We start from the raw sequence: 22372 nt of genomic DNA, 5'->3' as shown, positions 1-22372 counted from the left end.
ATACTTATTAACTGTTACTTACTAATAATTTTTATATCAAAAAAGTATTTATTAAAATAATTTGGAACAAATTACTCCCTTAATTTTTCATTCTTAATTCTTCATTTTTCATTATAATTAAGGCTGTCTACGACAGCCTTATTTTACTTCCTTTTTAGTTTTTGCCTCAGATGGATATTCAATTCTATGATGATAAATTCCATCTAAAGTTTTAAGGAAACTCTTTCTTATTATCTCCACATCTTTCAATGTTAAATCACAATCTACAAGTTGCCTATTATTAAGTTTATCATTAATTATATTATTAACCATTTCTTCAATTTTACCTTTAGTTGGATCTGTAATAGATCTAACAGAAGCCTCAACACTATCAGCAAGCATTAGTATTCCTGATTCCTTAGTATTAGGAATTGGACCTGGATATCTAAAATCTTCTTCCTTAATCTCATCTGGATTCTCCGCTTCTTTTTTAGCCTTAAAGTAGAAATACTTAACTAAAGTAGTTCCATGATGTTGTACTATAATATCCTTAATTACTCTAGGTATCTTTTGCTCTTTAGCCATCTCTAATCCATCCTTAGTATGAGAAAGTATAATTAAAGTACTTAAATTTGGTGTAATCTTATCATGAGGATTATCTCTGCCTATTTGATTTTCACCAAAGAAATAAGGCCTTTTCGTCTTACCTATATCATGATAATATGCACCTACTCTAGCAATTACAGGATTGCCTCCAACTAATTCAGCTGCAGCTTCAGCTAAGTTAGCCACCATCATACTATGATGATAAGTACCCGGCGCTTCCATAATAAGTTTTTTCATTAATGGCTGATTTGGGTTAGAAAGCTCTAATAACTTAATATTAGTTACTACATCAAATATTGATTCAAAAAATGGTAATAATCCAACAGCTAAAATTCCTGATAAAACAACACCTATTAATGTGTAACCTGTTTGAATAAAGTTTTCTTTTAAATTATTAGATGAAATCATACCAATTGTTAATGCTAAAACACCTATTATTACTGCAATATATCCAGTTGAATATATAATATCATTCCTTTGTTGAACCTTCTTAACTGCTGTAGAGCCAAGTATAATACTTAAAATTGATAAAAGTATTATTGATGGATTAAATCCAACTATAATAGATATAAATATTAAGTTTAAAAGATTAGTTACTAAAGATATCCTATAATCAATCAAAATAGTCATTAGAATAGCTCCACAAACTACAGGTATACTATAAGGCGAAATTATATTAAGTCCCATAGATAACCCTAAAGCAATAATATTAATACTGCTTATAAGAGTTATTAATTTTGTATTCTTAAATACCTCTGGTCTTTCTTTATATATATAACTGAATTGAATAAATAATATTAAAGCTACTAAAACTGCTAATGCTAAAAATGATGATACGTTGCTTTTGGTAAGACCATTACTTAACAATCCAAGCTCTTCTAAAATTTCTATTTGTCTTTCAGTTACAGGCTCTCCCTCTTTAACTATTATTTGATTCTTTTTAATAACTTCTTTTTGAACACTTTTTTCTGCTTCTTTAATTTTCTCTTCAGTTTTTTCTGTGTCTATAAAAAAGTTAGGCTTTATTTGAGAATATACTATTGTAGTTAGACACTCTTCAAGAGACCTATCTAAATTATTACTTTGAATTTCTTCTAAAGCTATATTCCTTGCATTCTGTAATGCTTCATAATTATTATCTTCAATATTCTTTGCATAAACCTCTTCCAATGTATTAACAGTCATAGTTTGTACATCAGATACTTGAGATGCTGATAATCCAAGTAAAGTATTATATTCATCATCACTCAGCTTAAAAGCATCTATTTTTTTAACCTCTGTTAATTTATCCTTAGCCTCTTTACTAGATGAAATTTCAGACGAAATCTTAGTGAACAATTTATTTATATTCTCAATAGCCTGAGTCTTAACTTCACTTTTAACTGAATACTGTTTATCCTCTTTTGCTTTTGCTATTGCTTCTTGTACTTTTTCTTGAGTTGCTATCTCATCTATAGTATCAATAGGAGCCTTTATATCTACAGGAGCTATATCTCCAACTGATAAGTTATGCTTTTTAGGCGCTATAGATGTTAGCAATAATAAATATGTTATTAAAAATACGGCTATATATATTAGCCATCTCTTGTACTTCAACTCTTCTTTTCTTATATCTTTTTTCAAAAACAAGTTCATCCCCCTTTACTACTGTAGTTTAATAATCTACCGTTTCATAATTCACTATGTTTTGTTCAACAACAAAAACTACATTTACTACTAACTCATCATTTGAGTCTTCCCTTGTACTAACTATTCTATCTACAATATTAGCTTCTCTAGTTAACTCATTATATAAAGACTTTTCTAAATCATTAATAGAATTATTTACAATTTCTTCTTTACTGAATTCTATAGGAATTTCTTTTTTTTCATAGTAACTAATTTTATTTATTATATTTCCACTTTCCTCTATTTTATCATACTCTTTAAAATCTTTTATAGCTTTTTTAAGATAAATTTTCTTACCAAAGATATTTAAATATATATCACTATCTTTTTCACCACTTCTCTTCAGTTCAGTTCCTTGGTATTTTGCTTTTATACTTTTTTCATAGAATGTATTTGCCATAACTACTCCATCAGGTACAACTTCATAAGGATCTTCTTCCTTCCCGTTTATACCTTCTATTATTACATCTCCAGCCTTAACAAATTCTCCTGAATGAACTACAGATCTACCTGCAAATGTATATACTCTACTAATCTCTCCATCCATTTTGGCAACTAAGTTACCTAGGCTCCCTTCCTTAATTTCTGGAGGATTAACTTTTTCTTCTATTGAAACCTTTAATGTAGATCCCTCTACCCTTGCTCTTAACCATAGAATATCCGAATTCATATTTTCTAATTTCTTCTCAATATCTTTAAAATCTATCTTACTTTTACTTATTCCAGGTTTAATTCCTAATTCATAAAGTTGTTGCCTTAACTCATAAGGAGAAACATTTTTCTTAGTAGTAATTTCAATACTCCAAACAAATGTTGATAAATAAAATAAAATAATTATAAACATTCCTCCACCAATAGCTAAAAAAACTTTACTTTTCAATTTCCCAACTAAAAATAATATACCTCTACTACCTACTATTTTACTTTTTCCACCAAGCCTTTTTACAGCCTCCACCACTGATAAATAATTTTCATATTCTATAGTAATTCTTATAGTTACTACATCTATTCTCTTTACATTTATAACTCTAATATTCTCACTCCATAATATGTTTAAAAGTCTTTCTGGTTTTAATATGTTAATTTCTAATATAACTTTTCCACTTTCAAAAACACCCTTCGCCATACTACACCTCGTAAGAAACTGCTTTGAATTTCCCACTTATAGTGATCGTAGAGTCCCCAATATATAATATTTCAAAGTTTTCCCCCTGAATATTTATAACTTTAACCTTAGTATTAACCTTGATTATATCCCTTTCAAACAATATTATCCCTTTATGATTTTCTATTGTAATTTCATTATTACCTATAATTGTGATCTTAGGTAAATTTAACACTACATCCTTCGGCAAATCAAATTTCTCCGCAATAACATCTCTACTCTTTCCAAATTTTTCTTGCATAATTTTCTCTCCTTATATTATTCCTAATAGTACTTTATGATAAAAATAATTAGAAAATTACACCTTATCATTTTGAAAAAAGTTTCTTAGATAAAGCAAAAAGCAAAAGGATAACTCCTTTTGCTTATTTATCAGTTAATATTAATCTTTAAATTGATTTTGATATAACTTACAGTCATACCCAAATGTTATTAACACCGGTGGTGTAGCCGTTTCTTTAATAATTTCATTTTCTTATATTAACTGCTGAGGAAGGTACTATAATAAGAAATTAATCTTATTTATTCCCTTAATTCAAGTATAATTGTATTACACTTTTTGATAACTATATAAAAATAGTCCCCAACTTTAATGTATATAAATACACTTAGTTTTATTGGATAATTATAGCTTCCAATAACAGCTCACTCAATTAAAAAATTAAGTTATATTGAGTCTAAATCAAAATTATCCTACTTGAATTTTCTCTTTCTAGCAGCTTCTGATTTTTTCTTTCTCTTCACGCTTGGCTTTTCATAGTGTTCTCTCTTTCTAACTTCTGAAAGAACTCCTGCTCTAGCACATTTTCTCTTGAATCTTCTTAACGCACTTTCAAGTGTTTCGTTTTCTCCAACTTTTATTTCTGACATCTATTATCCCTCCCTCCGCTAGCTCAAATTAATTAATTTAACTCAGCTACGGGCTTAATAACACACGCTATATTATACAATAGGTGCACCCTAAAGTCAACTATTTGTAACAAACAATTTAGCCTGGTGGCCATTTCAAATCCCTTTGACCTAGAACATGAAAATGGATATGATCAACAGTTTGACCTCCATCTTTTCCACAATTATTAACTATTCTATAACCTGTTTCATTTATATTTAGTTCTTTTACTATTTTATTAATAACTAAGAATATGTGTGAAATAATACTAGCATTTTCTTCATTTAATTCATTAGCACTCTTAAGATGCTCCTTAGGTATTACTAAAAAGTGAACAGGCGCCTCAGGACTAATATCATAAAAAGCTAATACTTTATCATCTTCATAAAGTTTTTTACTTGGAATTTCACCAGCTACTATTTTACAAAAAATACAACTCATAAACTCACCACCTTTATAATTAAGAATTAAAAATGAAAAATAAAGAATTTAAGTTGAAACTCAGCTAGCTGAGTTTCTTTAATTAAGTTTTTTATAGTTTAGCTTTAGCTAAACTATTTACTTCATTATACATTTTTCATTAATATAACTACACTATTAGCTTTACATTAACTTCGCTATTCCGTATTCTTCTTTCGCTTCAGTTATTTCTATATCTACTATTTTACCAGTAACATCAGCACATGTACAAGGCACATGTACTTTGATATAGTTTCTTGTATATCCTTCATATACTCCAGGCTCATTCTTAAGCTCTGTTTCTACTAAAATATCCATTTCTTTACCGATGTACTTTTCTATAAATTCTTTTTCATTTTTATTGCTTAATTCAATTAAAAGCTTACTTCTTTTTTCTTTGATAGTTCCATCTAATTGGTCTGACATATCAGCTGCCTTTGTTCCCTTTCTTGGACTATATTTAAATACATGAGTTTTGGTAAGCTTAATGTTCTTTAAGAATTCATATGTTTCATTAAATTCTTCTTCTGTTTCTCCTGGGAAACCAACAATTACATCAGTAGTTATTGAAACATCAGGTAAAGTTTTTCTTAGAAGCTCAACTGACGCTGCATATTCTTCTGCAGTATATCTTCTATTCATTCTCTTAAGAGTTGCATTACAACCACTTTGAAGAGATAAATGGAAGTGAGGACATAACTTTTTAAAGCCTTTAATCTTTTCAATTACTTCAGGAGTAAAGAAAGCTGGTTCAATTGAACCTATTCTGATTCTTTCAATTCCCTCTACCTTTTCTATTTCCTCTATAATATCAATCAAGTTAACATTACCTTCTAAGTCTAGTCCATAAGAAGCTGTATGAATTCCTGATAAAATAATTTCTTTAAATCCATGTTCAGCTAATTTATTCACTTCTTCTATTACCTTTTTAGGATCCTTTGAACATACAGAACCTCTTGAATAAGGTATTATACAGTAAGCACAAAATCTATTACATCCATCTTGAATCTTTAAGAAGGCCCTAGTCTTATCTTGGTACTCTTCTATATTAAGTTCTTCAAACTTTTTATTCTTTAGTACACCTTCAACATGAACTTGAGATTTCCCCTCATCCCTAGCCTTGTTTACATAATATACTACATCACCTTTATTTCTAGTTCCAAGAACTACATCAACTCCAGGTATTTCAGCAACTTCTTTTGGAGCTATTTGAGAATAACATCCAACTACTGCTATAATAGCATCTTCATTTAATCTTCTTGCTCTACTTATAATTTGTCTAGATTTTTTATCTCCCATATTAGTTACTGTACATGTGTTAATTACATATACATCAGCTACTTCACTTGCTTCTACAACCTCATAGCCTTCTCTAATAAATTTTTCTACCATTGCCTCAGATTCATATACATTAACTCTACATCCAAGAGTTGAAAATGCAACTTTCATTATTTACTTCCTCCTAAATCTCCAAGCTCATATTGAACTAAAGAAGTAGCCACAAAACCAGCTGTTTCAGTTCTTAAGATTCTACTTCCTAAAGTTACTATATAAGCACCATTTTCTCTTAGCTTATTTATTTCCTCTAATTCAAATCCACCTTCTGGACCAACTAATATTCCAACAGTTTTTATACTAGATATATCAATATTTTCACTGCTAAACAGTGTTTTAATTCCGAAATTTTCAGCATTTTCATAAGGAACTATAACTAAATCTAAGTTATTAAGATTATTTAAAGCTGTTTCAAAATCCACTGGCTCTAAAACCTTTGGAATTATACTTCTTTTACTTTGCTTTGCAGCTTCTAACGCAATCCTATTTAATCTATCTAGCTTTTTAAAGTCACCCTTAAGCTTTATATCCACTCTTTCTGTTAAAGTAGGTATAAATTCAGCAATTCCTAGTTCGGTCCCCTTTTGAACTATTAAATCCATCTTTTGAGCCTTTGGTAAACCTTGATAAAGATAAATCTTTATTGAACTTTCATTATTGATTTCTAACTTTTCTTCAATATCTAAGATTACTTCTTGTTTAGTTATTTCTTTTATAGTTGCTAAAAACTCTTCACCTTCACAATTGTTTAAGACAATTTTATCCCCTTCATTTAGCCTTAATACTTTATATAGGTGCTTTACATCATCACCTAAAATTTTTCCTTGATTATCTATTATATTTTCTTTAGGAGTAAAAAACTTATGCATTGAAAACTCTCCTTAAAACCTATTTTACTTTGGCAACTATACAGTTCCATTCCCCATCTTTGTTTATTTCAACAACTTCAAAGCCAGTTTCCTCTAGCTTTTTAGTAACCATATCTACCCTATCATGAATTATTCCAGATGTTATAAAGTAACCCTCATCTTTAAGTACTCTCTTTACATCTTCTGTTAAAATACATATAACTTCAGCTATAATATTGGCAACTACTATATCTGCTTTTCCATCTATTACTTCTACTAAGTTTCCATATAAAACTTCTATATTATCTAAATTATTATAACCTACATTTTCCTTAGCTGATTCAACAGCTACTGGATCCAAGTCAACTCCAACTGCTTTCTTAGCACCTAATTTAGCTGCTGCAATTGCAAGTATTCCTGAACCACATCCTACATCGAATACTACGCTATCTTCCTTAACATAGTTTTCTAATGATTGAATGCACATTCTAGTAGTTTCATGAGTACCAGTTCCAAAAGCCATACCTGGATCTAAAACTAATACTAATTCATCATTTTCTTCTTTATATTCTTCCCATATAGGTCTAACTACTATTCTTTCTCCTACCTTAGTTGGCTTATAATATTTCTTCCAATTATTAGCCCAGTCTTCTTCATACATCTTTTCGCTTTCAACCTTAGCTTCTCCTAAGTCTAAGCCAATTGATTTTAATTCTTCAATTTTTTCATTCACATAATTTAATATATTTTCTATATCATCTTCTTCAGCAAAATATGCTTTAACAACAGCTACTGCGCCTTTATGTTCTAAAACATTAATATCAGCAAAATCCCAAGTTAAAGGTCCTTGCTCTCTTTCTAAGATATCATTAGGATCCTCAATTGCAACTCCTTTACAATCTAATCCATAAAAAATGCCTGAAACTGGTTCTAGAGCTTCACTTTTAGTAATTACTCTAACTTCAATCCATGTTCCTTCCATTAAATAATCAGTCCTTTCAGATATATTTGACTAATTTAATATTTTACACTTATGTTAAGTTTCTGTCTAGTATTGTTTTACCTATAGACTTCATTAATTAAAGCAAAAAATTAAAGCTGTAGTATTAGCTGTTTATTCAACAGTTAATACTACAGCTTATTATAAACCAGAAATTATTTAGCTGCTTTAGCCGCTTCTAGAATCTTTTCATAGCTTGGTTCGTTAGTTATTTCTTCTAAGTATTCAACAAAAGTTACATTGTCATTTGAATCAACTACGAATGATGCTCTTGTAAGTAATCCTAATTCCTTAGCATAAGTACCTGTAGCAGCTCCAAAACTTCTATCCTTATAATCAGATAAAGTCTTTACTTTCTCTACTCCTTCTAAAGCACACCATCTGCTTTGTGCAAATGGTAAATCCATTGATACAGTGTAGCAAGTAACCCCTTCTAAAGCATCAATTTGTTCATTGAACTTCTTAACTTCCATATTACATACTGGTGTATCGATTGATGGAACTGTTAAGAACACTCTAACTCCCTTAGAATCTTTTTCTGTAAACTCTCCTAAATCATTAGTAGCAACTTTAAAACTTGGTACTTTATCTCCAACTGATACAGTTTTCCCTTCTAATGTAATTGGTGAACCTTGAAATTTAACAACTGTCATTTTTATTCCTCCTAAATTAAAACTTCTATTTTATCTTTTCCATATTTCTCATAAAATAATATATTTTTATTATACTGCTAATAATTATTATTTGCAAATACTTCTTATCCAAAAACTTTAGTGTTAATTTAAGATTATTATTAATTAAACAGCGTATTCTTCTACTAAACCCTTAAATTCATCTGCCTTATTAGTTAAATATTCTTCAAAATTCAATTCACTTTCTTCAACCTTCTTAGCAAGCCTAAATAGAAATTCAGGAATTCTACTGCTTTGAATATCTGCATAAGCTTCTCCAAGCCTAGTTTTTTCAATACCATATGCTCCATTTACGAATAAAGTGAAGCATTCTTCAACTGCATCTCCAACTCTCTTTTTCTTACCTGTAAAACCTATTCCACTTATTTGATGTACTCCGCAAGAGTTTCCACATCCAGAGAAATGTATTTTAGGTAATATATCTAGTCTTCCATTATTGTCTTTGAAATAATTAAGGACATCATGTAATGTTCCTTGGCTATTACATAATCCAACCTGACATGTCGGTACTCCTATACAAGAAACACTTTGTTCAAAATCAGTTTTAGCGCTCATTTCTTCAGTTAATTTTAGTAGTTCTTCAGCTTCTGTACCATTTAAATTTCTAAAGTACGCACCTTCACTCATTGAAAGTCTTATTTCAACATCTTCAAATTTTTCAATTAAATCTAGAATAGCTCTTAAATCTTTAACTAATAACTGACCACCGATTGGATGTAGATAAACACTATATAATCCTTCTTGCTTTTGTTCAACTAATCTTGAATTTTCTACATTAGTTTTTATTCCTTTTTTATTATAAACTTTAGGTTTAACTTCAATTGCTAAACTCTTATCATTCTTAACTTCTTTAACATGTTTTTCATAACAATTTAAAAACTCTTCTTCGCCTAATCTCTCAACTATATATCTAACACGAGCTTTATTTCTGTTAGTGTAGTCACCTTCAGCCATAAATAGTCTTACCATGGCTTCTACATAATATAAGACTTCTTTCGGTTCAATTAATTCTCTATGCTTAACAGCTTTTCTAGGATTTTGACCAAGTCCACCACCTAAATACACTTCAAAATATTCCTTACCATCCTTATTTACTGCAAGGAATCCTAAATCTTGTACAGTACAGTGTGCTTCATCCTTTTCATTGCTTGAAAATGAAACTTTAAGCTTTCTAGGTAATTTATATGTGTATATTCGTTCTAGAAAATAATTTCCTACCTCCACTGCATATGGTGTAACATCAAAGGCTTCACCCTTTTCCACACCTGATAATGGTGAAATAGCAACATTTCTAGGAAAATTTCCACCTGCTCCTCTAGTGTAAATATTATTATCTAATGCTTCTTTCATCAAATCACAAATTTCATCTATTGATAATCCATGAAGTTGAATTGCTTGACGAGTAGTGAAATGAATTGTTTCTAACCCATATTTTTCAGTAAACTCGTATACTTTATTCATCTCTGAAACATTAGTTATTCCAGAAGGAATTCTAAGCCTTATCATAAAGTCTTTTCCACCTTTATGAGCATAAACTCCGAAGCCACCTGACGCATGCTTAAACTGCATTAAATTAAGTTCTCCGTTAATAAATTGATGCCCTATTTTTCTAAATCCTTCAATTTCTCCATATAAAACTTCTTTTAACTTTTCCATCTTCCACCTCTTATTATGTATTGCTAGCTTAAATTATATCACTAATAATAAGGTTCTATTTATAGTTTATTCTTATATATATCATAAGCTTTTCTTATCTTATACACCTTATGTATTATGCATTTCATTTTATAGCTTATGTATTATAAATTATTTTAAACTAATAATTTAATTATTTAGCTTTATATACATTTACTCTAGGTAGTTCCAGTCTTATAAAAATAAAACCCACTAATTTTCTCTAGAATTATATCTAAAGAAATATTAGTAGGTTTTAATATTAAACTATATTTTCAAACTTCTATTTAAAAAGGTCCTTTAATCCCTTCTTATGAGTTGTCTCTCCAACCTTTTCTCCACAAGCTTCCATAAATGCTTTTAAAGCATCTTTTTGCTTGTCATTTAAAGTCTTAGGAATATCAACTATCACTTTAACATATTGATCTCCTCTTCCTGATGAGTTAACTCTTGGAACACCTTTTCCTTTAAGTCTAAATAATGTACCTGATTGAGTTCCTGCTGGAACACTATACTTAACTTCTCCATCTACTGTTGGAACTGTTATCTCTACTCCTAAAGCTGCATTACCCATAGAAATATGAGTATCATAGTAAATATCATTACCTTTTCTCACAAACTTCTTAGAAGGAGAAACATTAATTCTTACATATAAATCTCCTGGAGGACCATCATTAGTTCCATGATCTCCTTGACCTCTTAAAGGCATAACATTTCCAGTATCAACACCAGCTGGAATATTAACCTTAATTTTTCTATTCTTTCTTACATGACCCTTTCCATGACAAGTAGTACAAGGTTCTTCAATTATACTACCACTTCCACCACAGTTATTACATGTTGTAGTACTAACAAAATTTCCTAATGGAGTTTGTCTTTGAGTTCTTATTTGCCCTGTTCCACTACATGTAGGACATGTCTTCTTAGATGTACCAGCCTTTGCTCCTGTTCCTCTACAAGTTTCACAAGATTCACTTCTATTTATTGATATTTCCTTTTCAACACCGAAAACAGCTTCTTCAAAAGTTAGGTTTACAGTATATTCTAAATCTGAACCCCTTTGTGGGCCATTTCTTCTTCTGCCGCCGCCACCGCCGCCGCCAAAGAAGCTTTCAAAGATATCTCCAAAGCCACCCATATCAGAAAAGTCAAAGCCACCAAATCCACCTGATCCAAATCCACTTCCGTCAAAATCAACTGTTCCAAACTTATCGTATCTTTCCTTTTTCTCTGGATCTGAAAGCACTTGATAAGCTTCATTTATTTCTTTAAATTTATTTTCAGCTTCTTTATCGCCTTGATTTTTATCAGGATGATATTTTATAGCAAGCTTTCTAAAGGCTTTCTTAATTTCTTCATCAGAAGCTCCTTTTTCAAGCCCAAGGGCTGCATAATAGTCCTTATTTGCCATTTATTTTTCACCACCATTTTAAACTTTACAAAAGGGAAGACGACTTTTGCCTTCCCTCATATATTATATATCTCTGACTAATAGGTTACAACTATTTATCGTCTTTAACTTCAAAATCTGCATCTACTACATTGTCATCATGTGGAGCTTCACTAGCGCCTGCACCACCCATGTTGTTTGGATCGAATCCTGCACCTTCTGCTCCATTAGCATCTTGATACATCTTAGAAGAAATTGCATAGAATTCTTTATTTAATTCTTCCATAGCATTCTTAATTGCATCTAGATCTTCGCCATCTTTAACCTTATTTAATTCATCTAACTTAGCTTGAACTTTAGCTTTTTCATCAGCAGATACCTTATCTCCTAATTCTTCTAAAGCTTTAGCTGTTTGATAAGAAACTTGATCTGCGTTATTCTTAACTTCTATCTTTTCTTTTCTCTTCTTATCTTCTTCAGCAAACTTTTCAGCTTCCTTAACAGCCTTTTCTACTTCATCATCACTTAAGTTAGTTGAAGCAGTAATAGTAATATTAGCTTCCTTATTTGTAGCCTTATCTAAAGCTGAAACCTTAACTAATCCGTTAGCATCTATATCAAATGTAACTTCGATTTGAGGAATTCCTCTTGGTGCTGGAGCAATACCTGATAGTGTGAATCTACCTAAAGTCTTGTTATCAGCTGCCATTTGTCTTTCACCTTGTACTACGTGAATTTCAACTGATGTTTGACCATCTGCTGCAGTTGAGAATACTTGACTCTTCTTAGTTGGTATTGTTGTATTTCTTTCGATAAGTGGAGTTGCAACTCCTCCTAAAGTTTCAATACCTAATGTTAATGGAGTAACATCTAGTAATAATACATCCTTAACATCTCCTGTTAATACACCTGCTTGAATAGCTGCACCTACAGCAACACATTCATCTGGGTTAACTCCCTTTGATGGTTCCTTACCAGTAAAGTTTTTAACTGCTTCTACAACAGCTGGTATTCTAGTTGAACCACCTACTAATATTATTTTATTAATATCGCTTAATGAAAGGTTAGCATCTGCTAATGCTTTCTTCATTGGCTCTATTGATCTTTCAACTAAATCATGAGTTATTTCGTTAAACTTAGCTCTAGTTAAGTTTAAGTCTATATGCTTTGGACCTGTTGCATCAGCTGTAATAAATGGTAAGTTAATGTTTGTTTGCATTGATGATGATAACTCAATCTTTGCCTTTTCAGCTGCTTCTTTTAATCTTTGAAGAGCCATCTTATCATTTCTTAAATCTATTCCATTTTCAGCCTTAAAGCTTTCTGCTATAAAGTCCATTACTCTTTGGTCAAAGTCATCTCCACCAAGTTTAGTATCTCCATTAGTAGATAATACTTCGAATACACCATCTCCAAGTTCTAGGATAGATACGTCAAAAGTACCACCACCTAAGTCATAAACGAATATCTTTTGGTTAGTATCCATTTTGTCTAATCCATAAGCTAAAGCAGCAGCTGTTGGTTCGTTTATTATTCTTAAAACTTCTAAACCAGCAATTCTACCTGCATCTTTAGTTGCTTGTCTTTCTGAGTCATTAAAGTATGCTGGAACTGTAATTACTGCTTGAGTTACAGGTTCACCTAAGTAAGCTTCCGCATCAGCTTTAATCTTTTGAAGTACCATTGCTGATATTTCTTGTGGTGAATGATCCTTACCATCTATAGTTACCTTATAGTTAGTACCCATATGTCTCTTAATTGAAATTATTGTTTTATCTGGATTAGTGATCGCTTGTCTCTTAGCTATTTGTCCTACTAATCTTTCTCCATTTGCTTGGAATGATACTACTGATGGAGTAGTTCTTGCTCCTTCTGAGTTAGAAATTACGACTGGTTCTCCACCTTCCATAACAGCTACACAAGAGTTAGTTGTTCCTAAATCAATTCCTATAATTTTTCCCATAATTTATTTCCTCCTAAAATATATATTTAAATTAGTAAAATTTCTTTATTATTAATTAGCTACCTTTACAACAGTATATCTAATTATCTTTTCTCCTCTTTTATATCCCTTTTGGAATACTTCAGCTATGGCATTAGCACCATAATTTTCATCTTCAATGTGCATTACCGCTTGATGCAAGTTTGGATCAAATTCTCCAGTAGCATCAATTTCTTCAACGCCTAATTTTTCAAAAGAAGTATTAAATCCTTTTATAGTCATCTCAATTCCCTTTTTAATATCCTCAGCATTTCCTTCTACTTGAACTGCTCTTTCTAAGTTATCTAATACTGGAATCATTTCTTTTAATACATCTGTACAAGCATCTGTATAAATACTTTCTTTTTCCTTAGCTGTTCTTTTTCTATAATTTTCATATTCAGCAGTTAATCTAAGAAGTCTCTCCTTTAAAGCTTCAGCCTCATTACTTAATTTCTTATTTTCATCTTTTAACTTACGCATAATATCTAATTCATTTTCCTTATCATTATTTTCTTCATTTTCGTCTAGGCTTTCTGAATCTTCTAGAGTATCTGAAGTTTCATTAGTTTCTGATTCAGTATTAGCAGTTTCTTCAGAATTAAGTTCAGTTTCTTGTTGTGCTTCAGCTTCTAAAGTGTTGTCAACTTCTTCTAAAATATCTTTGTTATCTTCCACAAAAACACCTCATCTCTCTTATTCTATAATTTGATTTCTTAAACTCTTATTAAGTTCTTTCATAACTTGATTCATTATGGCAACCACTTTAGAATAATTAATTCGTTTAGGCCCTATAAGTCCAATACGTCCTATAGGTCTACCATCTAAAGAATATACAGCAGAAATAATCGAGCAATCCTTTGCTTCTGGAAAATCATTTTCTTCACCTATTCTTATAGTAATATCATTCCCAGGTTCAATTAATTCTAATAAATTTTCTTTGTCATTTATTAATGATAATATTTCCTTTGCCTTTTCTATATTGTTGTATTCAGGATAATTAAATATATTAGTTGCCCCTTCAACAAAAACCTCATTATTGGATGTTTCCTTTAAGGTTTCATATAAAGCTGGAAGTATTCCATTAAAAACTTCATCGAAGCCTCCTAATTCCTTCTTCAAGTTATTAATAACTTCTAAGTTAATTTCTTCAATAGTTAAATTTCGTAGTCTTGCATTTAATACTAAATTTATCATCTGAATAGTTTCAGCTGTAGGCATGTTATTTACTCTTATTCTATGATTTTTAATAACACCATTGTCTGCTACTATTACTGAAACCAAATTATGACTATCTATTGTAAGCAATTGAATTGATTTTAAGTAACTACTTCTTACAGAGGGTTTCTGTACTACACTAGTTAAATTAGTAAGCTCTGATAATAATGAGCATGCTTGCTTTACAATTTTATCAACTTCATACATAGCAGAATCAATTATATATTCCTTAATTTTAAGCTCTTCATCTTCAGTTAATCTTCCAAGCTCCATAAGTTTATCAACATATAATCTATACCCTTTATTGGAAGGTACCCTTCCTGCAGAAGTATGCGGTTGCTCTAGATAACCCATTTCTTCTAAATCAGCCATTTCATTTCTTATAGTGGCTGAACCCACTCCTAAGTCATATCGTTTTGCTATAGTCCTTGAACCAACTGGTTCTCCTGTCATGATATAGTCATTAATGATAGCTTGAAGTATTCTTATTTTTCTTTCATCAATAGCCATTATATCACCTCTACCTGTTAGCACTCATTACTATCGAGTGCTAATGACTACAATATCAATATATTCGTTCTTGGCTTATTTGTCAATTTTATTAATGGATAAAATAAATACTCTACTTTTACTAAGTTAATTTATTTTTATTTTTCTTTATCTTTCTAACTTTTACTTCAAATTTCTGTAGACTTTATAATATAAAATCACTCATAACCGAATTGGAAAATTCAATTCCCTTTTCAGTTAACTTAAGCCTATCACCAACTTCTAATAAAAGCCCATTTTCAATATTCTTCTTTATTTCCTTACTATATATTTCATATATGTCTAATTTAAATCTTCTCTTAAACTCCTCCTTACTTATTCCTTCTATCATTCTCAGTCCCATAAATACAAACTCTTCAATATTATCTTCTTTAGAATTTTCATTTTCCTCTAGAACTATAGACTTTTCATCCATAATTCCATCTATATAAGCTTTTACATTTTCAATATTTTTTATCCTTTTACCATCTATAAATGAAGTAGATGCCGATCCAACACCTAAGTAATTCTTACTCTCCCAGTAAACCTTATTATGATAGCATTCATATCCTTCTTTTGAGTAATTAGATATTTCATACTGATGATAACCTTTTGCTTTTAATATTTCTTTAGTTTCTGAATACATCCTTCTTTCATCTTCCTCTGTAGGTAATATTAATTTATTCCTCTCCCAAAGTTTATAAAAAGCAGTTCCTTCTTCAACAATTAAACTATAAGCAGAAATATGTTCTGGATTTAAATCAGCAATAGTTTCTAAGGATTCCTTCCATTCATCAAAGCTTTGATTAGGAAGTCCAAACATTAAATCAACATTTATATTTTTAAATCCAACCTTCCTTGCAAGATTGAAATTTTCCGTAAATTCTTTAAAGGTATGAATTCTTCCTATATCTTTAAGTAATGAGTTTTGAACTGCTTGAAGTCCCATACTAATCCTATTTACTCCGCCTTCTATCATAGTTTTAAGTTTTTCTTCTGCTAAGGCTCCTGGATTACACTCCATAGTAAACTCCATACCTTCTTCTAAATCTAACTTACTAATTGTTTTAAGTAGCTTAGCTATTTCTTTAGTTTCTAGGTATGAGGGTGTTCCACCACCAATAAAAATACTTTTTATTTTATAATTAATGGCCTTTTCTTCTATTTCTTTACATAAAGCCTTAACATAATCTTCCTTTAAGTAATCTATTGAGGCATAAGAAGGGAAATCACAATAGAAACACTTCTGTTTGCAAAATGGTATATGTATATAAAGGGATAATTCTTTTTTATTTTCCATAATATCAACTCTTTCTTAAATAAATTCTTATTATACTCATTATAACTAAGTTGTAATAAAATGCGAATATAACTTCAAAGATAAATAGAATATGCTCCATAAGTCAAATGGCTGCAAAAAGAAGTTCTAATTTTTCGCCATATGCTTATTTCACATATTCTATTTATCTTTGCTAGTATATATCATTATTTAATGTACCTATGAAGTGAATTTATAATTAAGTTATATTTTCACTTTAATAAACTCACTTAACAATAATTATTGAAATTCAGCTCACCTTAATTTCTTCCTTTAGTAGGCTTGTATCTGCAAAATTAAATTACTCAAGGAGTTTTTAACATATTGTGCGTAAGCTGACTTGGAGCTTGCGACGGAAGCTGAGCATAATATGTAAAAACTCCTGTGCAATTTAAAGCACTCTTCATTTTTCCAACAAGTCTACATTTATTATATTATGATGTAAAACACCTCTTTGAACTCTACTAATCTTAGTGTTAATAACTTCACCTTCAAAAGATATTGCTAAACTTAATGATAATCCATTTCTATTAACTAATGTATCTAAATTATTTCCATTCATCTCTATGTTAAATACCCTTCCACCCTTTCTTTTTAGAGTCCCAGTTATTATTCCCTCATTCCTTAAAGATCTTCCTTTTTTCTTTAAATCTCTAACCTTTACTTCTATCACAAATCCACCTCTCTAAATTTACTTTACACATTAAATATATTTTTGATTTAATGATTTAATTACTTATATGTTTATATCAAGTAAAAAAATTTTGAATACTATAATAAAAAAATCCTTATTTAGGAGGTTAAATTGAAGAAATTTAGAATACTTTCATTTGATGGTGGAGGCGTTAAAGGCGCCTTAAGCTTAGAAATTTTAAATAGGATAATTATAAAATTTCCTAATTTCTTAGATTCCATAGATCTTTTCACTGGAACTTCAACAGGTTCTATAATCGCTTCCTTATTAGCTAAAGGTTATGATTTAAACCTAATAAATAGTTTATATACTGAAAAGGAATCTAAGAAAATTTTTTCAAAGTCAAGTTTAAATCTAATTAGACCTAAATTTCAAAATAATAGTTTAAAAGAAATAATAGAAAGTTATTTCCCAGGAAAGTTTTTGATTTCTGATTTTAAAAAATATATTTTTATACCTGCTTTTTACTTAGGAGATAAAGAAATAGGTTCTTGGTGCCCTGAGTTCTTTACTAATTTACCTAATAGCAAAACAAAGAATATTACTGCAGTAGATGCAATTATGGCAAGTTCTGCCGCCCCCACTTTCTTTCCCTCTTATAAAGGATATATTGATGGTGGAGTAATTGCTAACTCTCCTACAGCACTTACTATTTTATCTTTTTTAGAAAGCACTCCTTTATTAAAACCTAAAGATATTACTCTTTTATCTATCGGCACAGGTGATAGCCCTGAAAGAATTAGTGGGAAAACTCATAATTGGGGAATTATTCAATGGTCATTTCATCCTTTCTCAAAAATGAAGTCTCCACTTTTATCATTATTAATGGATGGAATGTCTACTTTAGAGGATTTATATTCAAAAGAAATTTTAAAAGAAAACTATTTTAGAATAAACCCTAAAGTTCCAAAGTTTATACAATTAGATGACTATAAATTAATTTTCCTTCTAAGAGAAATAGGTAAGTCAGCTAATTTAGAAGACTTATATAAATTTATAGAAAATATATATTTAACGTAATTTTTTTGTAACATATTATTATTCATTACTGTATACTAAAGTATATTAACAAAGGTTGATATACTAATACAATTACCACCTTACTCTTATAGTTATCTATCACAAAAGGGCTGTTACAATACTAATTTTAGTACTGCAACAGCCCCTTTTGGCTATATTAACATATATTAATCCACTTTTAACACTGACATAAATGCTTCTTGAGGAATTTCAACTGAGCCTACTTGTCTCATTCTCTTCTTTCCTTCTTTTTGCTTTTCTAACAGCTTCTTCTTTCTTGAAATATCTCCACCATAACATTTAGCAAGAACGTCTTTTCTCATAGCTTTAATTGTTTCTCTAGCTATTATTTTAGACCCTATTGCTGCTTGAATTGGAACTTCAAATAACTGTCTTGGTATTATTTCTTTTAGCTTTTCAGCTATTCCTCTACCTTTATCATAAGCTTTTTCTCTTGGTACTATCATAGATAAAGCATCTACAACATCACCATTTAGCATTATATCAAGCTTAACTAACTCAGTTTGAGTATATCCTTTGAATTCATAATCTAAGGATGCATATCCTCTAGTTCTAGACTTTAATGTATCGAAGAAATCATAAACTATTTCATTTAATGGAATATCATAATTTATAGAAACTCTTGTTTCTTCTAGATATTGCATATCAATAAATGTTCCTCTTCTCTCTTGACACAATTCCATTACAGCACCTACATAATCTGAAGGAGCTATTATACTAGCCTTTACTACTGGCTCTTCCATATATTCAATTTCAGTTGCTTCTGGAAGATTAGTTGGATTAGTAAGTTCTAAAACATCTCCATTAGTCTTTATTACCTTGTATATAACTGATGGCGCAGTTGTAATAATATCTAAATTAAATTCTCTTTCTATTCTTTCTTGGATTATTTCCATATGTAATAATCCTAAGAATCCACATCTAAATCCAAATCCTAAAGCAATTGATGTTTCAGGTTCAAAGTTTAGTGCTGCATCATTAATTTGAAGCTTTTCTAAAGCATCTTTTAATTCTTGATATTTAGCTCCATCTACTGGATATATACCTGAATAAACCATAGGAACAGCAGGCTTATAACCTGGTAATGCTTCAACTATTGGTCTATCCGCTTCAGTTATAGTATCACCAACTCTTGCATCTCTTACATTTTTAATAGATGCTGCTATATAACCAACATCGCCTGCGCTTAATTCATTTATAGGTAAAGTTTTAGGAGTAAATACTCCAACTTCTGTTACTTCATAAACTTTGTTAGTTGCCATTAACTTTATTTTAGTTCCTGGCTTAACTTTACCATCAAATATTCTTACGTAAGAAACTACACCTTTATAGCTATCATAGTATGAATCAAAAATTAAAGCTTTTAAAGGAGCCTCTTCATCACCATTAGGTGCTGGTACCTTTTCAACTACTGTTTCTAACACATCTTGAATATTAAGCCCAGTTTTTGCTGAAATCATAGGCGCATCTTCTGCTTCTATTCCAATAATATCTTCTATTTCTTGTTTTACTTCTTCTGGTCTTGCTGATTGAAGGTCAACCTTATTAATAACTGGTGCTATTTCTAAATCATTATTTAAAGCTAAATAACAATTAGCTAAAGTTTGTGCTTGAACACCTTGAGTAGCATCAACTACTAATACTGCACCTTCACATGCTGCTAAACTTCTTGATACTTCATATGTAAAATCTACGTGTCCTGGAGTATCTATTAAATTTAAAATATATTCTTCTCCATTAGGTCTTCTATAAATAAGTCTTGCTGCTTGAGACTTTATAGTAATACCTCTTTCTCTCTCTATTTCCATATTATCAAGGATTTGCTCTTCCATTTCTCTTTGAGTAAGAGTTCCTGTGGCTTCTAATAATCTGTCAGCTAGGGTTGATTTCCCATGATCTATATGGGCTACTATAGAAAAATTTCTAATATACTGTTGTCTATTTTTACTCATATATAAAACTATTGCACTTAGGCAAATAGTCACTTCACCCCCATTATAAATTGAATCAAGGTAAATTATATCACAAAGCCTAGGTTATGTGTCAATATAAATGTTTGTAGTAATTCTATTCTTCTAATTTTCTATACTTTCTAAATAATTATTAATAATAGTATCTAGTTCCGTATTGTTATTATTAGTACTATTATCATCATTGCTAGATCCATTGTTATCCTTATTAGTACTATTGCTATCTTCAGTAGTACTATTGCTATCCTCAAGATTTTCATTAGCACTATTCTCTTCATTATTATTTATACTATCTAAATAATTGTCTATAATACTATCTACCTTTTTATTGCTACTATTCGAATTGTCCTTATCACTATCTTTAGTATTGCTTTCTCCACTTGAATTAATTGTTTCATCATTATTATCTGATTTTTTATCAAATTTATTTATTATATTATTAAATCCATTGTAAATAAAGCCACCTATATTATATATTTGCTTTGTGACTTTATTATTTAAATCAATTATAAATTCCTTATTTCCAATTTTCACACTTGGATTATTTTCACCATCTTTGGATTCATATATTTTCACTTCTGCATCATCTTTTATAAACTCTTGAAATTCTTCTCCAAACTCTTCTTTTACTAATTCATAATTATCTTCTGTATTCCCCACTGGTGATAAAGCCCTAGTATTTATGGTATTAATTTTAATAAATCCTAAACTTACAATTATAAAAAATATAAAAACTCCTAAAATAACTTTCTTATTAAACAAAATGGCACCCCCTAGTTTTTATATCTAAAGGATGCTCATAAAAATTAAATCTTATTCATTATTTTACCTATTTAAATGCTCTGCCACAATTCTCGCAATATATTTTGCAGTTAACTTTGCTTCTTGTGCAGTATTTACATTAGAACCATCTTCTATAAGTATAAAATTATCACTTAAACTATAATTAATAGCTGTTGCTGCTGGATTAATTTCATGAATATCCCTTATTAGGCCTGGGAATAACTCATTCCCAATATTATATAGATTTTCAACAAATGCTTTATTAGCTCCATACCTACTACTATTAGGTGCAGTAACAAACATCATCTTAGCTATATTCTGATCATTCATATTTATAGTATATACATTTTTTAATTGTTCTGCCCTAGCGCCATCAACTCCATCTCTATGAAGATCAATTATCACTTTAAAATCACCATATTTATCTAAATACTTCGTAAGTGTCTCATTAGATCTAGCATAGCTATCATTATATGAAACACTATGATTAGTCTTATCATGAATTACTGAAATACCATACCCTTCTTCTAGCTCTTTTGCTAAAACATCTCCAACTCCTGATATATTAAAATCATTATCAGTAGTTAAAGCTTCTCTTTCAACGAAATTCTCTGTAGTGTGAGTATGAAAAATAAGCACTTCTGGCTTAGTATTATCTAATATTTTCTTTAATGACGGATCATAAGCTGCACTTACCTTATTAAGCTCAGCAACCTCTTCTGGGGTCATTTTAGCTATGCTATTATTATTTAAAGAAAATGGTGTTAACTTACTAATAGGAGTTCTTAATGAATCATTCCCTAATATGCTACTAAACAAGCTAACTTCTTTAGCAACTATGCTATATCCATTCATTCCCTTTATTCCTAAAGCTTCAAGGACAACATTTTTTAATGATAAATGATTGTCAGCATATTGAGCCTCATCATATATTTGAGTTTCTACTAATGGAACTGAAAAGTTAAGCATCTGCACATATGCAAACCCGCCTCTTTCTCCATAATTATTAATAATATTAACAGACCTTATTAAAAAAATTATAAAAGCTATTATAATTATAAAATATCCAACACTAAAATTACTTTTACCAACTCCTGAACTCCCACCCCTTTTTAAATTTTTTCTAGGTAATCT

General features: G+C 30.0%; 20 protein-coding genes. 1 reads left to right on the top strand and 19 read right to left on the bottom strand.

What is annotated here, in order from left to right:
• Positions 1-138: 138 nt before the first annotated feature.
• The 16 genes from E6248_RS01660 to E6248_RS01585 form a co-directional block, all read right to left on the bottom strand.
• Entirely contained in the window at positions 139-2220 is a 2082-nt protein-coding gene (locus tag E6248_RS01660; protein ID WP_316339110.1) for an HDIG domain-containing metalloprotein, read from the bottom strand.
• Between the two features lie 19 nt (positions 2221-2239).
• Positions 2240-3379 (bottom strand): sporulation protein YqfD, encoded by a 1140-nt coding sequence (gene yqfD / locus E6248_RS01655; protein WP_316339109.1) that lies wholly within the window; start codon positions 3377-3379, stop codon positions 2240-2242.
• A gap of 1 nt (position 3380) precedes the next feature.
• Positions 3381-3659: a sporulation protein YqfC gene (gene yqfC / locus E6248_RS01650; protein ID WP_316339108.1), complete on the bottom strand. Its 279-nt coding sequence runs from the start codon at positions 3657-3659 to the stop codon at positions 3381-3383.
• Positions 3660-4111: 452 nt separating this feature from the next.
• Complete coding sequence (gene rpsU, locus E6248_RS01645) at positions 4112-4288, bottom strand: 30S ribosomal protein S21 (protein WP_003441547.1); 177 nt, start codon at positions 4286-4288, stop codon at positions 4112-4114.
• A 118-nt stretch (positions 4289-4406) separates the two neighbouring features.
• The gene (locus E6248_RS01640; RefSeq protein ID WP_316339107.1) at positions 4407-4748 is read right to left on the bottom strand and encodes a histidine triad nucleotide-binding protein; all 342 of its coding nucleotides are present in this window, start codon (positions 4746-4748) and stop codon (positions 4407-4409) included.
• Between the two features lie 162 nt (positions 4749-4910).
• Positions 4911-6215: a tRNA (N(6)-L-threonylcarbamoyladenosine(37)-C(2))-methylthiotransferase MtaB gene (gene mtaB, locus E6248_RS01635; protein ID WP_316339106.1), complete on the bottom strand. Its 1305-nt coding sequence runs from the start codon at positions 6213-6215 to the stop codon at positions 4911-4913.
• A complete protein-coding gene (locus tag E6248_RS01630; protein ID WP_316339105.1) occupies positions 6215-6970 on the bottom strand; it encodes an RsmE family RNA methyltransferase in 756 nt (251 codons plus the stop codon). The genes mtaB and E6248_RS01630 overlap by 1 nt, the downstream gene beginning before the upstream one ends.
• Positions 6971-6989: 19 nt before the next feature.
• Positions 6990-7931, bottom strand: coding sequence for a 50S ribosomal protein L11 methyltransferase (prmA, locus tag E6248_RS01625; protein WP_316339104.1), 942 nt, complete (start codon positions 7929-7931; stop codon positions 6990-6992).
• A gap of 173 nt (positions 7932-8104) precedes the next feature.
• On the bottom strand, positions 8105-8602 hold the full coding sequence (tpx, locus tag E6248_RS01620; RefSeq protein ID WP_316339103.1) for a thiol peroxidase: 498 nt from the start codon (positions 8600-8602) through the stop codon (positions 8105-8107).
• 144 nt (positions 8603-8746) lie between these two features.
• Complete coding sequence (locus tag E6248_RS01615) at positions 8747-10297, bottom strand: nitrite/sulfite reductase (RefSeq protein WP_316339102.1); 1551 nt, start codon at positions 10295-10297, stop codon at positions 8747-8749.
• Between the two features lie 301 nt (positions 10298-10598).
• Positions 10599-11726: a molecular chaperone DnaJ gene (gene dnaJ / locus E6248_RS01610; protein WP_316339101.1), complete on the bottom strand. Its 1128-nt coding sequence runs from the start codon at positions 11724-11726 to the stop codon at positions 10599-10601.
• A 91-nt stretch (positions 11727-11817) separates the two neighbouring features.
• Entirely contained in the window at positions 11818-13668 is a 1851-nt protein-coding gene (dnaK, locus tag E6248_RS01605; protein ID WP_136003458.1) for a molecular chaperone DnaK, read from the bottom strand.
• 51 nt (positions 13669-13719) lie between these two features.
• Entirely contained in the window at positions 13720-14364 is a 645-nt protein-coding gene (grpE, locus tag E6248_RS01600; RefSeq protein WP_136003456.1) for a nucleotide exchange factor GrpE, read from the bottom strand.
• Between the two features lie 18 nt (positions 14365-14382).
• Positions 14383-15414, bottom strand: a complete 1032-nt coding sequence (hrcA, locus tag E6248_RS01595; protein WP_136003454.1) for a heat-inducible transcriptional repressor HrcA — start codon at positions 15412-15414, stop codon at positions 14383-14385.
• 184 nt (positions 15415-15598) lie between these two features.
• Positions 15599-16732: a radical SAM family heme chaperone HemW gene (gene hemW / locus E6248_RS01590; protein WP_316339100.1), complete on the bottom strand. Its 1134-nt coding sequence runs from the start codon at positions 16730-16732 to the stop codon at positions 15599-15601.
• A 421-nt stretch (positions 16733-17153) separates the two neighbouring features.
• A complete protein-coding gene (locus E6248_RS01585) occupies positions 17154-17423 on the bottom strand; it encodes a hypothetical protein (protein ID WP_316339099.1) in 270 nt (89 codons plus the stop codon).
• 132 nt (positions 17424-17555) lie between these two features.
• On the opposite strand from E6248_RS01585, the gene E6248_RS01580 reads away from it, so the two are divergent.
• Positions 17556-18464 (top strand): patatin-like phospholipase family protein, encoded by a 909-nt coding sequence (locus tag E6248_RS01580; RefSeq protein ID WP_316339098.1) that lies wholly within the window; start codon positions 17556-17558, stop codon positions 18462-18464.
• Positions 18465-18631: 167 nt separating this feature from the next.
• Here E6248_RS01580 and lepA read toward each other — a convergent pair whose 3' ends face one another.
• The 3 genes from lepA to E6248_RS01565 form a co-directional block, all read right to left on the bottom strand.
• Entirely contained in the window at positions 18632-20437 is a 1806-nt protein-coding gene (gene lepA, locus E6248_RS01575) for a translation elongation factor 4 (protein ID WP_316339119.1), read from the bottom strand.
• Positions 20438-20560: 123 nt separating this feature from the next.
• The gene (locus E6248_RS01570) at positions 20561-21217 is read right to left on the bottom strand and encodes a hypothetical protein (RefSeq protein WP_316339097.1); all 657 of its coding nucleotides are present in this window, start codon (positions 21215-21217) and stop codon (positions 20561-20563) included.
• 63 nt (positions 21218-21280) lie between these two features.
• Positions 21281-22372: stage II sporulation protein P (locus tag E6248_RS01565; protein ID WP_316339096.1), on the bottom strand; the 1092-nt coding region annotated here is incomplete at its 5' end.

Source organism: Clostridium sp., assembly GCF_032552055.1.
Lineage (GTDB): Bacteria > Bacillota > Clostridia > Clostridiales > Clostridiaceae > Clostridium.
The sequence above is the reverse complement of the archived record's forward strand: the minus strand, read 5'-3'. Positions and strand labels throughout refer to the sequence as shown.

Coding starts and splice junctions, on each gene's coding strand:
- E6248_RS01660 (WP_316339110.1), bottom strand. CDS start 2,220: ATGAACTTGTTTTTGAAAAAAGATATAAGAAAAGAAGAGTTGAAGTAC.
- yqfD (WP_316339109.1), bottom strand. CDS start 3,379: ATGGCGAAGGGTGTTTTTGAAAGTGGAAAAGTTATATTAGAAATTAAC.
- yqfC (WP_316339108.1), bottom strand. CDS start 3,659: ATGCAAGAAAAATTTGGAAAGAGTAGAGATGTTATTGCGGAGAAATTT.
- rpsU (WP_003441547.1), bottom strand. CDS start 4,288: ATGTCAGAAATAAAAGTTGGAGAAAACGAAACACTTGAAAGTGCGTTA.
- E6248_RS01640 (WP_316339107.1), bottom strand. CDS start 4,748: ATGAGTTGTATTTTTTGTAAAATAGTAGCTGGTGAAATTCCAAGTAAA.
- mtaB (WP_316339106.1), bottom strand. CDS start 6,215: ATGAAAGTTGCATTTTCAACTCTTGGATGTAGAGTTAATGTATATGAA.
- E6248_RS01630 (WP_316339105.1), bottom strand. CDS start 6,970: ATGCATAAGTTTTTTACTCCTAAAGAAAATATAATAGATAATCAAGGA.
- prmA (WP_316339104.1), bottom strand. CDS start 7,931: ATGGAAGGAACATGGATTGAAGTTAGAGTAATTACTAAAAGTGAAGCT.
- tpx (WP_316339103.1), bottom strand. CDS start 8,602: ATGACAGTTGTTAAATTTCAAGGTTCACCAATTACATTAGAAGGGAAA.
- E6248_RS01615 (WP_316339102.1), bottom strand. CDS start 10,297: ATGGAAAAGTTAAAAGAAGTTTTATATGGAGAAATTGAAGGATTTAGA.
- dnaJ (WP_316339101.1), bottom strand. CDS start 11,726: ATGGCAAATAAGGACTATTATGCAGCCCTTGGGCTTGAAAAAGGAGCT.
- dnaK (WP_136003458.1), bottom strand. CDS start 13,668: ATGGGAAAAATTATAGGAATTGATTTAGGAACAACTAACTCTTGTGTA.
- hrcA (WP_136003454.1), bottom strand. CDS start 15,414: ATGGCTATTGATGAAAGAAAAATAAGAATACTTCAAGCTATCATTAAT.
- hemW (WP_316339100.1), bottom strand. CDS start 16,732: ATGGAAAATAAAAAAGAATTATCCCTTTATATACATATACCATTTTGC.
- lepA (WP_316339119.1), bottom strand. CDS start 20,437: ATGAGTAAAAATAGACAACAGTATATTAGAAATTTTTCTATAGTAGCC.